The sequence below is a fragment of the Streptomyces sp. NPDC026500 genome (genome assembly GCF_055567635.1).
The window spans coordinates 40,791-54,926 of sequence record NZ_JBVHQB010000020.1 but is presented as its reverse complement, the minus strand read 5'-3'; the positions used below and the strand labels follow the sequence as shown (position 1 = coordinate 54,926).

Annotated in this window: 12 protein-coding genes and 1 pseudogene; 6 read left to right on the top strand and 7 right to left on the bottom strand. The window is 71.0% G+C overall.

Annotation, left to right across the window (positions count from 1 at the left end; genetic code table 11):
• Window positions 1–109 precede the first annotated feature (109 nt).
• On the top strand, window positions 110–898 hold the full coding sequence (locus ACZ4N5_RS30995; RefSeq protein ID WP_467760349.1) for a YlbL family protein: 789 nt from the start codon (window positions 110–112) through the stop codon (window positions 896–898).
• Here the strand turns inward: ACZ4N5_RS30995 and ACZ4N5_RS30990 are convergent.
• The 4 genes and pseudogenes from ACZ4N5_RS30990 to ACZ4N5_RS30975 all read right to left on the bottom strand — a co-directional run bounded on the left by ACZ4N5_RS30990 (window position 895) and on the right by ACZ4N5_RS30975 (window position 2,685).
• Window positions 895–1,080, bottom strand: a complete 186-nt coding sequence (locus ACZ4N5_RS30990) for a hypothetical protein (RefSeq protein ID WP_467760348.1) — start codon at window positions 1,078–1,080, stop codon at window positions 895–897. The two genes, ACZ4N5_RS30995 and ACZ4N5_RS30990, sit on opposite strands and share 4 nt — an antisense overlap.
• 126 nt (window positions 1,081–1,206) lie before the next feature.
• Window positions 1,207–1,860, bottom strand: coding sequence for an ArsR/SmtB family transcription factor (locus ACZ4N5_RS30985; protein ID WP_467760347.1), 654 nt, complete (start codon window positions 1,858–1,860; stop codon window positions 1,207–1,209).
• Window positions 1,861–1,955: 95 nt separating this feature from the next.
• Window positions 1,956–2,177, bottom strand: a pseudogene (locus ACZ4N5_RS30980) (glycine betaine ABC transporter substrate-binding protein); the annotation flags it as partial.
• 37 nt (window positions 2,178–2,214) lie between these two features.
• Complete coding sequence (locus tag ACZ4N5_RS30975; protein ID WP_355848980.1) at window positions 2,215–2,685, bottom strand: Lrp/AsnC family transcriptional regulator; 471 nt, start codon at window positions 2,683–2,685, stop codon at window positions 2,215–2,217.
• A gap of 122 nt (window positions 2,686–2,807) precedes the next feature.
• Between ACZ4N5_RS30975 and hppD the strand changes: the two genes are divergently transcribed.
• Window positions 2,808–3,953 (top strand): 4-hydroxyphenylpyruvate dioxygenase, encoded by a 1,146-nt coding sequence (hppD, locus tag ACZ4N5_RS30970; RefSeq protein WP_467760346.1) that lies wholly within the window; start codon window positions 2,808–2,810, stop codon window positions 3,951–3,953.
• A gap of 221 nt (window positions 3,954–4,174) precedes the next feature.
• Here the strand turns inward: hppD and ACZ4N5_RS30965 are convergent, their stop codons facing one another.
• On the bottom strand, window positions 4,175–5,857 hold the full coding sequence (locus ACZ4N5_RS30965; RefSeq protein ID WP_467760345.1) for a tetratricopeptide repeat protein: 1,683 nt from the start codon (window positions 5,855–5,857) through the stop codon (window positions 4,175–4,177).
• Window positions 5,858–5,949: 92 nt separating this feature from the next.
• Between ACZ4N5_RS30965 and ACZ4N5_RS30960 the strand changes: the two genes are divergently transcribed.
• Window positions 5,950–7,356, top strand: a complete 1,407-nt coding sequence (locus ACZ4N5_RS30960) for an FAD-binding oxidoreductase (protein WP_467760344.1) — start codon at window positions 5,950–5,952, stop codon at window positions 7,354–7,356.
• Between the two features lie 184 nt (window positions 7,357–7,540).
• On the opposite strand, the gene ACZ4N5_RS30955 is transcribed toward ACZ4N5_RS30960, so the two are convergent.
• Window positions 7,541–8,053, bottom strand: a complete 513-nt coding sequence (locus ACZ4N5_RS30955) for an SsgA family sporulation/cell division regulator (RefSeq protein ID WP_467760343.1) — start codon at window positions 8,051–8,053, stop codon at window positions 7,541–7,543.
• 279 nt (window positions 8,054–8,332) lie between these two features.
• On the opposite strand from ACZ4N5_RS30955, the gene ACZ4N5_RS30950 reads away from it, so the two are divergent.
• Both ACZ4N5_RS30950 and ACZ4N5_RS30945 read left to right on the top strand, forming a co-directional pair.
• On the top strand, window positions 8,333–10,009 hold the full coding sequence (locus tag ACZ4N5_RS30950) for an RDD family protein (RefSeq protein ID WP_467760342.1): 1,677 nt from the start codon (window positions 8,333–8,335) through the stop codon (window positions 10,007–10,009).
• 63 nt (window positions 10,010–10,072) lie between these two features.
• Entirely contained in the window at window positions 10,073–10,777 is a 705-nt protein-coding gene (locus ACZ4N5_RS30945; protein ID WP_467760341.1) for an RDD family protein, read from the top strand.
• A 203-nt stretch (window positions 10,778–10,980) separates the two neighbouring features.
• Here the strand turns inward: ACZ4N5_RS30945 and ACZ4N5_RS30940 are convergent, their stop codons facing one another.
• Window positions 10,981–11,268, bottom strand: a complete 288-nt coding sequence (locus ACZ4N5_RS30940) for a hypothetical protein (RefSeq protein WP_467760340.1) — start codon at window positions 11,266–11,268, stop codon at window positions 10,981–10,983.
• 438 nt (window positions 11,269–11,706) lie between these two features.
• On the opposite strand from ACZ4N5_RS30940, the gene ACZ4N5_RS30935 reads away from it, so the two are divergent.
• Window positions 11,707–14,058, top strand: a complete 2,352-nt coding sequence (locus ACZ4N5_RS30935) for an immune inhibitor A domain-containing protein (RefSeq protein WP_467760339.1) — start codon at window positions 11,707–11,709, stop codon at window positions 14,056–14,058.
• Window positions 14,059–14,136: the final 78 nt, after the last annotated feature.

Below are 14,136 nucleotides of genomic sequence, written 5' to 3'. Positions count from 1 at the left end.
TCCGCTCCCATGGCCCGCCCCCGGCACCTCGTGGCACCCGGCCCGGTGCAGGACCCTTCCGCGGGACCTGTACGGAGGTCTCGCCGGGCGGTGACGTTAGATTGAGCCCGTGCTCTCTCGCCTCACGCGCCCCAAGGCCGTCGCCGTCTGCGCCCTCCCCGTCGTGGCTCTGCTCGCCACGGCGGTGTTCGCGCCGCTGCCCTTCTCCCTGGCGCAGCCCGGCCTGACGGCGAACGTCCTCGGCGAGAACAAGGGCGACCCGGTGATCACGATCAGCGGTGCGCCCACCCGGGACACCAAGGGACAGCTGCGGATGACGACGATCGAGGCCACCGGCCCGGACGCGAACGTCTCCCTCGGCGATGTGCTCAGCGGCTGGTTCGCCGCGGACAAGGCCGTGATGCCCCGTGACTCGGTCTACCCGGGCGGCGGCAGCGTCAAGGAGATCGAGCAGCACAACGCGAACGAGATGAAGCAGTCCCAGGACACCGCCACCGAGGCGGCACTCGGTTACCTGCACGAGAAGGGCGACGTGAAGGTCACCCTCAAGCTCGCCGACGTCGGCGGACCGAGCGCCGGGCTGCTTTTCTCGCTCGGCATCATCGACAAACTGGACGGCGACGGCAGCGGCGGCGACCTCACGGGCGGCCGTGTCATCGCGGGTACGGGGACGATCGACGCCGACGGCAAGGTCGGTGCGGTCGGTGGCGTCAGCCTCAAGACCCAGGCGGCCCGCCGCGACGGCGCGACCGTGTTCCTGGTTCCGAAGGCGGAGTGCTCGGACGCGAAGGCGGAGCTGCCGAAGGGGCTCCGGCTGGTCCCGGTGACCACTCTTCAGGGCGCGGTGAACGCCCTGGTGGCCCTGGAGAAGGACAGGGGCTCGGTTCCGAGCTGCTAGCAGGCGGCGGCCGGCCTCGGCGCGGAGGCCAGGCGGAGGCCGACCTCAACGAGGGTCCAGCCGACGCGGGCGCGCAGCGGGCCGGGGTTCTTGGTCTCGGCCGTGAGCCGGTACGCGTCCGCCTCCGCCCGCAGGTCGGCGGCGCGCACGTTCTGCAGCTGGAGGCAGGTGTCCGGATGCATCAGAGTGACCTCTCTTCGGTGTGATCGAGTCGATGTGGTCGTGCGGGTCGTGCGGGTCGTGCGAGTTGTCCGACTGAGCGGGCCGCGCGGGCCGAGCGGGCACCGCGCGGCACCTGACCGAGCGGATCAGTCGGAGGCCTGCGGGAACACGTGCGTGTGGAAGCGCACCTGCGCCGCCTCGGGGTCGTCCTCCGGGCGTTCGACGGCGCAGTAGCTGTCGAGCAGGTCGTGCATCTTCTGGATGAGTTCCTGGGACTGCGCCGGCGTCAGACGCATCGTGAAGTCGCTCATGTCGTGGGCGCGGGCCCACTTGTCGGACCAGTCGTCCCGGGTTCCCAGCCAGGTCGACAGTTCACGGGCGTGAGTGGTGGCGACCTCGTGCAGGAACGTGTCGACCGCCCCGCGCACCGCCGGGTCCGGGTCCTTGAACAGGTCCTCGCCGAAGTCCAGACCCTGGTCGACCGCCCGCCACCAGCGCTCCCGCCCCTTGCCCCGCTCCGGCGCGTCCTCGACGAAACCATGCGCGGCGAGCTGCCGCAGGTGGTAGCTGGTCGCTCCGCTGGACTCGCCCAGCCGCTCGGCGAGCATCGACGCGGTGGCCGGCCCCTTCTGGCGGAGGCTGCTCAGCAGCTCCATGCGCAGGGGATGGGCGAGGCCGCGCAGGGAGCGCGCGTCGAGGCGACGGTTCCGTGGGGGTTCGGGCGGCAGGGGTGGCTGCGGCGGGTCAGGGGCTTCCGGGGGAAGCGCGGGAAGCGGGGGAGGCGGTGGCTGCTCCGTCATGTGTACAAAGATAGCGTTGCAAAGAACCCCTTGCAACCACTTCTTTGCAACCACTTCTTTGGATCAGGCCCACCGGCCCGGCGGCGCACGCCGGTTCAGTCCTGCTCGACGAAGCCTTCCGAGGTCATGGTCATCCAGCTCGGCGCCACCTCGTGCGGGTCCCGGCCCTGTACGTCGATCTTCGCGTTCAGATCCTGTGCCACCGTGTCGTTCAGCCTCTTCGTCACCGGCTCGATGACCTCGGCGCCGTCGGCCCGGTTGGCGAACTCGCTCTCCCCGCACGGGGTGACCGCGCTCGGGTCCGACTTCGACAGCGCGGGCCAGGGGGGTCGCCTTTGGCGACGACAGTTCGGTTCAGTGCTCGGTCGCCGCCTGTTCCACGAGCGGGATGATCCGCAGCGGAACCGGGTTCTCCATGACGATCGCCGTGGACGCCCGGACGATGCCGTCAAAACCGACGACCCGGTCGATCACACGCTGGAGATCGGCGTTCGAGCGGGCCACGAGACGGCACAGCATGTCCCCGCTGCCGGTGGTGGTGTGCAGCTCCAGCACCTCGGGCACGGTCGCCAAGTGGGCGCGTACGTCCGCGCCTTGTCCCTGCCGGATCTGGAGCGTGGCGAACGCCGTGACCGGATAGCCGAGCGCCGCCGGGTCGACCTGTGGACCGAACCCCCGGATGACTCCGTTCGACTGAAGCCGGTCCAGCCGCGCCTGCACCGTTCCCCGCGCGACCCCGAGCCGCCGCGACATCTCCAGGACCCCGATGCGCGGCTCCTTCGCCAGCAGCACGAGCAGCCGCCCGTCCAGATGATCGATCGCCATGCGGGCCTCCGAGATGGTCATCATGTACAGAAAGCCCGCCACTCCGGGTCTCTCACTGCACACATTGTTCAGTCGACAGGCGAACTATTGCGCACCTTGCGGAACGGAGGGAGTCTGCGGCCATGACGCAGACCACACACGACACTCCCGACACCGCCCGGCAGGCCGACCCCTTCCCGGTCAAGGGAATGGACGCGGTCGTCTTCGCCGTCGGCAACGCCAAGCAGGCCGCGCACTACTACTCCACGGCCTTCGGCATGCGGCTCGTCGCCTACTCCGGACCGGAGAACGGCAGCCGTGAGACGGCGTCGTACGTCCTCGAGAACGGCTCGGCGCGCTTCGTCCTCACCTCGGTGATCAAGCCCGCCACCGCCTGGGGCCACTTCCTGGCCGAGCACGTGGCGGAGCACGGCGACGGCGTCGTCGACCTCGCCATCGAGGTCCCGGACGCGCGCGCCGCGTACGCGTACGCCGTCGAGCACGGCGCCACCTCGATCGCCGAGCCGTACGAGATGAAGGACGAGAACGGCACGGTCGTCCTCGCCGCGATCGCCACGTACGGCAGGACCCGCCACACGCTCGTCGAGCGGACCGGCTACGACGGCCCCTACCTGCCCGGGTACGTGGCCGCCGCACCGATCGTCGAACCGCCCGCCCAGCGCACCTTCCAGGCCATCGACCACTGCGTCGGCAACGTCGAGCTCGGCCGGATGAACGAGTGGGTCGCCTTCTACAACAAGGTCATGGGCTTCACGAACATGAAGGAGTTCGTGGGCGACGACATCGCGACCGAGTACAGCGCGCTGATGTCGAAGGTCGTCGCCGACGGCACGCTCAAGGTCAAGTTCCCGATCAACGAGCCCGCCATCGCCAAGAAGAAGTCCCAGATCGACGAGTACCTGGAGTTCTACGGCGGCGCGGGCGTCCAGCACATCGCGCTGAACACGAACGACATCGTCCGGACCGTGCGGGCCATGCGCGCGGCCGGGGTCCAGTTCCTCGACACCCCCGACTCCTACTACGACACCCTCGGCGAGTGGGCAGGCGACACCCGCGTCCCCGTCGACACCCTGCGCGAACTGAAGATCCTCGTCGACCGCGACGAGGACGGCTATCTGCTCCAGATCTTCACCAAGCCGGTCCAGGACCGTCCGACCGTCTTCTTCGAGATGATCGAGCGGCACGGCTCGATGGGCTTCGGCAAGGGCAACTTCAAGGCCCTCTTCGAGGCGATCGAGCGCGAGCAGGAGAAGCGCGGCAACCTCTGAACCCGTAGAATGGGCAGCTCCTGAGGGCCGGCCGGTCCGGCCGGTCGGTCCTCACGTGTCCGGTGAACGCCACGGCGGCGTCCACCGGACACACCTGTTCCCGGGGCTACCGGCACACGGGTTCCCGGGGTCGACACACGGGTCCCCGGGTCCGGGGGACGCGTGCCCCGGGCCGGAGACTCGCTTGTCCCTGCCTCCACCGGCCACACGTGCTCCGGCGTTCACCGCGCCGCGGAAGGCCTCGCGGCGGGAGCCGACTGCTGCCCCGGCGCGGTCGACGGGGCAGCCGGGCCGGAAGAGCCGGACCCGGGCGACGACTCCGCCGTCTCGCGAGCCCCGGCCGCGCCCGGCGCCCCCGCCGATTCGTCGGACTCCTCGGACGACCCGGACTGCTCGGACCCGTCCGGTTCACCCGCCGGCTCCGGCGGGCCCCCGGCCGGTGGCTCGCCCAGCGCCGCCAGGGCCTGCTGAGCCGCGGGCACCAGCAGCGGAGAGAAGTAGGGGTTGATCCGCAACGCCTCGGCGAGATGCCGGCGGGCCGGGCCGGACAGCCCCAGATCACGCTCGATCTGCCCCCGGTGATACGCGTACAACGCGCTGCGCACACCGCCCCCGTGCTCGGCGTCCGTGGCCCGTACGGCGAAGCCGAGGGCCTCCCTGTCGTCCCCGGCGCGGTGCAGCGCCCAGCCCAGCGCGTCCGCCACCGCGATGCCGGGCTGCCGCTGCCACTCGGCGCGCAGCGCCCGCACCGCCGCCTGCGGATCGCCGTGGTCCGCCTCCAGGAGCCCGAGGACCAGCTCGTCGTCCACACCCTCGGCGCTCTCCCGCCGCACCAGCTCCCGCAGCAGGTCGTACTGCACGCGCGCGGCCCCGCCGAGCCCCAGCTTCTCGTACAGCTCGCCCAGCTCCAGCGCGTAACGCGCCGTGGGCCGCTTGGCGAGCGCCGCCCGGTACGCCCGCAGCGCCTCCGACGTGCGCCCCAGCGCCACCAGCGCGCGCCCCTGCCCGGCCAGTGCGTCGTACGCGTCGGCGTCGGTGTTCACCGCGGCCCGGTAGTGGTCCAGGGACTCCTGGCAGTCACCGCGTTCCCACGCGAGATCTCCGGCCTGCTGGAGGAATGCCGCCTGTTCCGAGGGGGTCGCCGCGCCCGCCGCCGCGTCCGAGATCGCCGCCGCGGCGTCCTCGCGCCGGCCGCGGTCCCGGTACACGCGCGCCGCGACGGCCCGTGCCGCCGGCCCGGAACGCAGGGCGAGCAGCTTGTCGAGGGCCTTGGCCACGGCCTTGTAGTCACCGAGCCCGCTGTACGCGTCGATGAGCGTCGGATACGTCGTCCACCGCTTCGGAGACAGCTTCACCGCCGCCTCGCCCCACTGCTTCGCGGCCCGGAAGTCCCCCCGCGTGGCGGCGAGAGAGGCGAGCCCTTCCAACGCCGCCACATTGTCCTTCGGCCGCACGCTCAGCGAGGTGCGCAGCGCCTTCTCGGCCTTCGGGTAGTACGCGGCCGCCGCCGTCCGCCGCGCCTGCTCCGTGTACGCGACGCCGAGCACCGCCCACGACACGTCGTCGCGCGGACGGGCCCGCACCCGGGCCTCGCGGTCGTCGATCAGCGCGGCGAGATCGGGCAGCGCCGCGGGCACCCCGGCTCCCACCGCGCTCACCGCCCGCGCCACCGGACCCGGGGCGGGCCGCGCCGCCCCGCCCGGGTCCGAGGGCAGCAGCACCAGCACACCGCCGAGCACGACACAGCCGGCGACCGCGCCGATCAGCGCGCGCCGCCCGAGCGGAGAGCGGCCCGGACCGGAGGGCTCCGGGGACTGCGCGCCGACGGGCTCCTCGGGCCGCGGACCGGCCGGCACCGCGCGCCCGGACCCGGCGGGCACCGGTTGTCGCTCTTCGATCTCCATGCCGTTCACTGTGCGTCAATACGAAGACCGAGCCCCCGCATGCGAAGCCTCGCGCGGATGGGGTTCACACCGATGGCCCCGGGTGCGACGCTGTGATCATGAGCCGTATCGAAGCGCCGCGCGACGAAGCGACCGGCAACCTTCTCGACCGTCTGCTGAGCGGTCTGCCGGCCGAGGCCGTCCTCACGGACCCGGACGTCACGGCCTCCTACGCCAACGACATGGCGAGCTTCTGCGAGGCGGGCACACCCTCCGTGGTCGTCCTGCCGCGCACGGTCGAGCAGGTCCAGCACATCATGCGCGTCGCGACCGAACTGCGCGTCCCGGTCGTCCCGCAGGGGGCCCGCACCGGCCTGTCCGGAGCGGCCAACGCCACCGAAGGCTGCGTGGTGCTGTCGCTGGTGAAGATGGACCGCATCCTGGAGATCAACCCGGTCGACCGCATCGCCGTCGTCGAACCCGGTGTCGTCAACGCCGCGCTCTCCCGCGCCGTGGGCGAACACGGTCTGTACTACCCGCCGGACCCCTCCAGCTGGGAGACGTGCACCATCGGCGGCAACATCGGCACGGCCTCCGGCGGCCTGTGCTGCGTGAAGTACGGGGTGACGGCCGAGTACGTCCTCGGCCTGGACGTCGTCCTCGCCGACGGACGGCTGATGTCCACCGGGCGCAGAACCGCCAAGGGCGTCGCCGGATACGACCTCACCCGCCTCTTCGTGGGCTCCGAGGGCTCGCTCGGCATCGTCGTACGGGCGATCCTGGCGCTGAAGCCCCAGCCTCCCCAACAGCTCGTCCTGGCCGCCGAGTTCGGGTCGGCGCGGGCCGCCTGCGACGCCGTCTGCCGGATCATGGAGGGCGGCCATGTGCCGTCCCTCCTCGAACTGATGGACCGTACGACCGTCAAGGCCGTCAACGCCCTCGCGCACATGGGCCTCCCGGAGACCACCGAGGCGCTGCTGCTCGCCGCCTTCGACACCCATGACCCGGCGGCCGACCTCGCGCTGGTGGGCGCCCTCTGCGAGGCCGCCGGCGCGACCCAGGTGGTCCCGGCCGAGGACGCGGCCGAGTCCGAACTCCTCCTCCAGGCAAGGCGGTTGTCGCTCACGGCACTCGAAGCGGTCAAGGGCACCACGATGATCGACGACGTGTGCGTGCCGCGTTCCCGGCTCGGCGACATGCTCGACGGCATCGAGCGCGTCGCCGAGAAGTACGCCCTGACCATCGGCGTCTGCGCACACGCGGGCGACGGCAACACGCACCCCACCGTCTGCTTCGACGCCACCGACCCCGACGAGTCCCGGCGCGCCCGCGAGTCCTTCGACGAGATCATGGCGCTCGGTCTGGAACTCGGCGGCACGATCACCGGCGAGCACGGCGTGGGCGTGCTGAAGAAGGAGTGGCTGGCCCGCGAGATCGGCCCGGTGGGCGTGGAGATGCAGCGGGCGATCAAGACGGCGTTCGACCCGCTGGGCCTCCTGAACCCGGGCAAGCTGTTCTGAGACCCCAGGGCTGGTCACCGACTGCCGACCCGTCCGGGCTTCTCCCCGTCCGTCGTCTCGGCAGAGCTGTTCGCCTTCCGTCGATCCGTCAGGGTCACCCACCGTCCTCGGAGTCGCGTCAGGGTCACCCACCGTCCTCGGAGTCGCGTCAGGGTCACCCACCGTCCTCGGAGTCGCGTCAGGGTTACTCACCGTCCGCGGACTCGTCCGACGGCCACGGGTCGCGCAGCCACAGGTCGTCGGGCGACACCGCTCCCGCCTGGTCGAGCGAGGCCGAGAGCCTGGGGGACGGCGCGAGCAGCTCGGCCAGACCGGCGTCGATGCCGAGCCCTTCGGCCTCGGAGCCCGGAGGCACCGCCCTGAGGGTGCGCTCCAGCCAGGCCGAGATCTGTGCCGCGGGCACTTCGAGCAGCGCGTCCCCGTCCGGCGAGCTCAGCGCCATCAGGACGACACTCCGGCCGCCGACCTTCGTCGGCCACACCCGCACATCGCCGTGGCCGCACGGCCGGAACACCCCCTCGACGAGCAGTTCACGGGCGAACGTCCAGTTGACGGGATGGTCGGAGCCGATGTGGAAGGTGATAGCGACGGCGTACGGGTCGTCGGCGCGGTAACTGAGGCGCGCAGGCACAGGGATGCTGCGCTCGGGCGACAGGACCAGCTGGAGCTCCAGCTCTCGTTCCACCACGGTGTGCATGTCGATGCGCTTCCTTTCGTCGTACGGGCTCCTTCCGATGGGCCCGTACGAGTGGAGAGCGCCTCGCGCCGCAACCATTACGCGAGTTCGGAGAATTCTTTCCGGCCCGCTTCCGCCCTTCTTCGGGCACAGGGCGCACAGCCTCGGACGTCCGCTCGCAAGAGGTGGCGGAACCTTGCCCGAAAGGAGTGGGTACGGCGGGACCGGCCGTGACGCGTGCGCCGGTCTGGTAGATGTGGACCCCCAACACGACCCCCGAGCAGATACGGGACGACGGACATGAGCGCCCCAACCCCGGCCCCCGGTGACGACAGGCCCCGCGAAGGGTATTACCCGGACCCCTCCATTCCTGGATATGTCCGGTACTGGAACGGTGCCGCCTGGGTGCCGGGCACGAGCCGCCCGGCGCCGTCGGGCGGCGAGCCGCTCGCCCCGCCGGCCGGCGTGCGCCCCGCGCGTGTGCCCGCTCCGGCACCCTCCTCCGAGTTGTCGGCCTCGCGCGCGCAGGGAGGCACCCCCGCCGCGGAGGAGACGGGTCCGCACTTCTTCGACGAGGACCCGCAGCCCCAGCGCGCCACCCGCGCCGAGTCCCAGCACGGCAGCCGGCCCGAGCCCGCCGCCGCGTGGGGCGCCGACCGCTCCCAGCAGTCCGGGTTCGGCGGCGACCAGGACCGCCGGGTGTCCTGGGGCGCGCCGCAGGGACCCGACCCGCGCGTCCCGCGTGCGGCGGGGTCCACCGACGCGGTGACCCAGCCCGACGGGGCGGCCGCGCGCACGGACGGTACGACGACGATTCCGCCCGCCGACCCGGGCGGCGCCGTCCGGCCCCCGGCGTCCGGAGGCCCCGTGGTCTTCCGCCGCCCCACGGGACCGGTGCCGCCCACGGGGCCGGAGGGCGCGGAAGACACCAGCGGTACAGGCGGTACGAGCCGTACGGGTGACGTGAGTTCGGGCGGAGCCGAGGGCTGGGGCGGGTCCGGGACCGGGGCTGCCGCGGGCACCGGGCAGTCCGGGGCCGGACACTCCACCACCACTCCCGGCGCCCCCGACCCCGTCCTCTCCGACGGCGACAGGGCTTTTCGTGCGCCCTCCCCGCGTACGGAGCAGCAGAGCGGGGCGCGCGGCGGGAGCACGGGTCCGGTGGCGGCTGCGCCGAGCGCGTCCACCCCGTCCGCCGCGGTCGCACCTGCCGCGTCCGGGCCGTCCGGCGCAGCCACCGCTTCCGGTGCGCCGGCCGGCGGCGGCTTCGGAGCCGGGCAGGCCGCCCAGGCGGCTCCCGCCCCCGCCGTCCCCCAACAGCCCGGCGGCTCAGCGCCCATGGCCTCCGGGGCCGGCGGCGGCCAGCCCTCCTGGGCCCAGCAGGTGCACCAGCTCGCGGGCGACCCGGCCGAGGAGGGGCAGCGGGTCCCGCCGTGGAAGCCGCCGGTCGACGACGTGTTCCAGGCGGCCGCGCGCCGGCAGTCGGCGGCCCGTCCGGCCGGCCTCGGCAGACGGCTGGCCGCCCGGCTGGTGGACACCGTCGTCCTCGCCGGTGTGACCGCGGTGGCCGCCGTGCCGTTGGGCACCAGGGCGGTCGACCACGTCAACGAGAAGATCGACGCGGCCAAGCTGTCGGGCGAGAAGGTCACCGTCTGGCTCGTCGACGGCACGACCGCCTCCTGCTTCGGCGCCATCCTCGCCGTACTGCTCCTCTTCGGCGTCCTGTACGACGTCCTGCCCACCGCCAAGTGGGGCCGCACGCTCGGCAAGAAGCTGTGCGGCATCGAGGTGCGCGACATAGAGGGTCACGAACCACCGGCCTTCGGACGGGCGCTGAGCCGCTGGCTCGTCCTCAGCGTGCCGTCTCTGCTGCTCGTCGGTTTCGTCGGCCTCCTGTGGTGCCTGTTCGACAAGCCCTGGGGCCAGTGCTGGCACGACAAGGCGGCGCACACCTTCGTGGCGGGGCCGACCCGGTAATCCCGTCCCCCGGACGGCCCTTCGCCGGATGCGGAGCCGGGGGGTTCGCGGTCGACTCGGGCCATGAGCAGCGAACCGCCGCCCCCGGGCCCCGGCCGGCCACCGGACGACGACCCGTTCAAGAAGCAGCCCCCGCCCGGCGAGGGAACGGGTTCCCCGTACGACCCGCCGCCTCCGTCCGGCGGCCATACCCCGCCCTACGGCAGTCAGCCGCCCCCGTTCGGCGGCGGCGGCCCCTACGGCGAAGGCGGCGGCCCGCACGAGGGGGGCGGCGACCCCTACGGCGGTGGCGGTCCCTACGGCGGCGATCCGCTCGCCGGGATGCCGCCGCTCGCGGACAGCGGGAAGCGGGTGCTGGCGAGGATCCTGGACATGATCCTGGTGGGCATCGTGGCGTGGCTGCTGTCATGGGCGTTCGGGGTCACCGAGTACAACATGGACTCGAACAAGATCGAGTACAGCAAGTCGCTCGGGCAGTCCCTGGTGGTCGCCGTGCTCTTCGTCTCCTACGACACCGTGATGATCAGCAAGACGGGACAGACCCTCGGCAAGCGGCTGTTCAACCACCGCGTCGCCAACCTCGACAACGGCTCGACGCCCTCCGTGCAGACCTCGCTGGTCCGCGCCCTGGTCCTGTGGATTCCGTTCGCGTTCTGCTGCGCCTGCATCTGGACGGCGATCGCGGGCGGCTGGAGCTTCTTCGACAAGCCCTACAAGCAGGGCCTGCACGACAAGGCGGCCAAGACGGTGGTGGTCGACGCCGGGTGACGGTGGCCGGGTGATTCGGCCGGACGACGTGGGCCGGACGGCATGGGCCGGACGACGTCGGCCGGGGTGGTGACGGCGCACACGCGAACGGCGGGCCCGTGGTTCACGGGCCCGCCGTTCGGGTACGAGGTCGGAGCGTCCGGGGCGCCGGCGGTCCGCCGGTCCGCTGGGGTACCGGGGTCCGCAGGCTCGCCTGCGCCGCTTCAGGGCCCCGCGGGTTCGTGCACCGGCTCGGGCACGGAGGAGGCGGAGACGGACGCGGTCTCGCGCTGCGCCGGCACCCGCTCGTGGATGACGGCCGAGGCGGCGGACGGCGCCGGCTTCGGCAGCGGGACCGTCATGGCCACCAGCAGTCCGAGAGCGAGTGCCGAGAGGGTGATCAGCACGATCCCCAGGCTCGAACTCGTCTGTGACAGCAGCAGCATGGCGAGAGTGGAGAAGATCACGGTGCAGGAACCGTAGGCGAGCTGTGCGGCGGTCGGACGAGGCATGGCAATCGTGTCCTCGGATGGGGGTTCTCCCCCCGGGGCCTCTCGCGATGGGGGAGGGTGCGGATAGAAATCGGGGGTGAGACAACGGTGTCGACGTGGCTTTCCGCCGACTTCCGACGCTTCGCCAATCGACTCTATTCGCCTGCATGCCCGAGTGGAACGTCCGGTAAGCGTGACCTTACCCACGGTGCCGGTGCACAGGGGGCGCACGGAGTCATCACGTCCATCAAGTGGACGCGCGGACGCGCCTGTTGGGGGGTTTCGGGGCGTCCGGATACCGAACGTAGGCTTCGCATAATGCACTTGCCAGGTTCAAGTCAAGATCTGTCTTTTCTTTGGTAACTCCGGTCGAATGTCGTCACTTGAATCGCGTTGCGCGCGCGGACCTCCATGACCCGGAACCCCCTCCGCGTGAACGCACGCGGGGGAGGACATCAAGTGACCAACAGGCCATGGACGTTCAGAGCAACCGCGGTGGGCGTCGCCCTCGCGGCGGCCACCGCCACGTTCTCGACGTACGCGGTGGCGCAGGCCGACTCGGCCGCGTCACCCGTCGTGAACCGTCACGACCCGCAGCCGGTCAGGAACACGGTCGACCACGACCTCGACGGCCCGCTGAGCAAGACCCAGAACGCCCAGCACCAAGAGGCGTTGAACCAGGTGATATCCGGCGACGCCAAGGTGCAGAACCGCAACGGTTCGCAGGTTGTCCAGCTGAAGAGCAAGAAGGGCAGCAGCAAGTACGTCGAGCTGGGCCGCGAGAAGACCGACAAGATCTTCACGATCCTCGTCCAGTTCGGCGACAAGACGGACCCGAAGTTCGGTGGCACCGCCGGCCCGCTGCACAACCAGATAGCCAAGCCGGACCGCAAGAAGGACAACAGCACGGCCTGGCAGGCGGATTACAACCAGAAGCACTTCCAGGACCTCTACTTCGGCACCGGCAAGAACGTCGAGTCGATGAAGAAGTTCTACGAGACGCAGTCCTCGGGCCGCTACTCGGTGGACGGCGAGGTCGCCGACTGGGTCAAGGTCCCCTACAACGAGGCCCGTTACGGCAACGACGCCTGCGGCTCCACCAACTGCCCGAGCGTGTGGAACGTCGTCAGCGACGGCGTCACCGCCTGGGTCGCCCAGCAGAAGGCGGCCGGCAAGTCCGACGCCGCCATCAAGACGGACCTGGCGCAGTTCGACCAGTGGGACCGCTACGACTACGACGGCGACGGCAACTTCAACGAGCCGGACGGCTACATCGACCACTTCCAGATCGTGCACGCCGGTGAGGACGAGTCCGCGGGCGGCGGCGTCCAGGGCACCGACGCGATCTGGGCCCACCGCTGGTACGCGTTCGGCACGGACGCGGGCGCCACGGGCCCGGCCGACAACAAGCTCGGCGGCGCCCAGATCGGCGACTCCGGCATCTGGGTCGGCGACTACACCATCCAGCCGGAGAACGGCGGACTCGGCGTCTTCGCCCACGAGTACGGTCACGACCTCGGTCTGCCGGACCACTACGACACCGCCGGCGGCGACAACTCCACCGGCTTCTGGACCCTGATGTCCTCGGGCTCCTGGCTCGGCACCGGCAAGGAGTCCATCGGCGACCTCCCCGGCGACTTCAACGCCTGGGACAAGCTCCAGCTGGGCTGGCTGAACTACGACACGGCCAAGGCCGGCAAGCAGTCCACGCACAAGCTGGGCGTCGCCGAGTACAACACCTGGAACAAGCAGGCGCTCGTCGTCAGCCTGCCGGACAAGGCGGTCACGACCACGGTCGTCAACCCCGCGCAGGGCTCGGCCCAGTGGTGGAGCGGCAGCGGCGACAACCTGAAGAACACGCTGACCCGGTCCGTGGACCTCACGGGCAAGTCGTCGGCGACGCTGACCCTCGACGGCTGGTACGACATCGAGGCGGGCTACGACTACCTCTACACCGAGGTCTCGACCGACGGCGGCGCCAACTGGACCGCTCTCGACGGCACGGTGGACGGCGCCGCCATCCCGCGCGACGGCAGTGACAAGCCCGCCCTCACCGGCACGGTCGACGCGTACAAGAAGCTGGCGTACCCGCTCGACGCCTACGCGGGCAAGAAGATCGACATCCGCTTCCGCTACCAGAGCGACGGCGGCGTGGCGTTGAAGGGCTTCGCGGCCGACGAGATCGGCGTCACCGCGGACGGCACCGCGCTCTTCTCGGACAACGCCGAGACGGCCGACGCCGCTTGGACCGCGAGCGGCTTCTCCCGCATCGGCGCCTCGTTCACCAAGGACTACGCGCAGTACTACCTCGCGGAGAACCGCCAGTACGTCTCGTACGACAAGACCCTCAAGGTCGGCCCGTACAACTTCGGCTTCTCGACGACCCGTCCGGACTGGGTGGAGCACTACGCCTACCAGAACGGCCTGTTGATCTGGAAGTGGGACACCTCGCAGGCGGACAACAACACCAGCCAGCACCCGGGTGTCGGCCTCGCGCTTCCGGTCGACTCGCACCCGAAGGCCCTGTGGTGGGACAACGGCACGCTGATGCGCAACCGCATCCAGGCCTACGACTCCCCGTTCAGCCTGTACCGCACGGACGGCATCACGCTGCACAGCGCGGACGTCGCCACGAAGATTCCGTCGTCGAAGGGGGTGTCGGTCTTCAACGACCACACCAGCGACTACTACGACAACCGGAACCCGACCGGCGGCGTCAAGATCACTGACACCAACACCAAGATCGAGATCGTCAAGGAGGCCAAGGACGGCTCCACGATCTCCCTCAAGGTCGGCCCTGCGGTGAAGTAGTCAGCATTTCCGCAGGTCAGAAGCGTATCGGCGGCAACCCCCTGGCGGGTTGCCGCCGATCGTGTTTAGGTGCGTCCT

What these genes read in the sequence shown, in the direction of transcription:
- ACZ4N5_RS30940 (WP_467760340.1), bottom strand. Translation starts at nt 11,268, where the DNA reads ATGCCTCGTCCGACCGCCGCACAGCTCGCCTACGGTTCCTGCACCGTG.
- ACZ4N5_RS30985 (WP_467760347.1), bottom strand. Translation starts at nt 1,860, where the DNA reads ATGACGGAGCAGCCACCGCCTCCCCCGCTTCCCGCGCTTCCCCCGGAA.
- ACZ4N5_RS30955 (WP_467760343.1), bottom strand. Translation starts at nt 8,053, where the DNA reads ATGCACACCGTGGTGGAACGAGAGCTGGAGCTCCAGCTGGTCCTGTCG.
- ACZ4N5_RS30990 (WP_467760348.1), bottom strand. Translation starts at nt 1,080, where the DNA reads ATGCATCCGGACACCTGCCTCCAGCTGCAGAACGTGCGCGCCGCCGAC.
- hppD (WP_467760346.1), top strand. Translation starts at nt 2,808, where the DNA reads ATGACGCAGACCACACACGACACTCCCGACACCGCCCGGCAGGCCGAC.
- ACZ4N5_RS30975 (WP_355848980.1), bottom strand. Translation starts at nt 2,685, where the DNA reads ATGGCGATCGATCATCTGGACGGGCGGCTGCTCGTGCTGCTGGCGAAG.
- ACZ4N5_RS30950 (WP_467760342.1), top strand. Translation starts at nt 8,333, where the DNA reads ATGAGCGCCCCAACCCCGGCCCCCGGTGACGACAGGCCCCGCGAAGGG.
- ACZ4N5_RS30945 (WP_467760341.1), top strand. Translation starts at nt 10,073, where the DNA reads ATGAGCAGCGAACCGCCGCCCCCGGGCCCCGGCCGGCCACCGGACGAC.
- ACZ4N5_RS30965 (WP_467760345.1), bottom strand. Translation starts at nt 5,857, where the DNA reads ATGGAGATCGAAGAGCGACAACCGGTGCCCGCCGGGTCCGGGCGCGCG.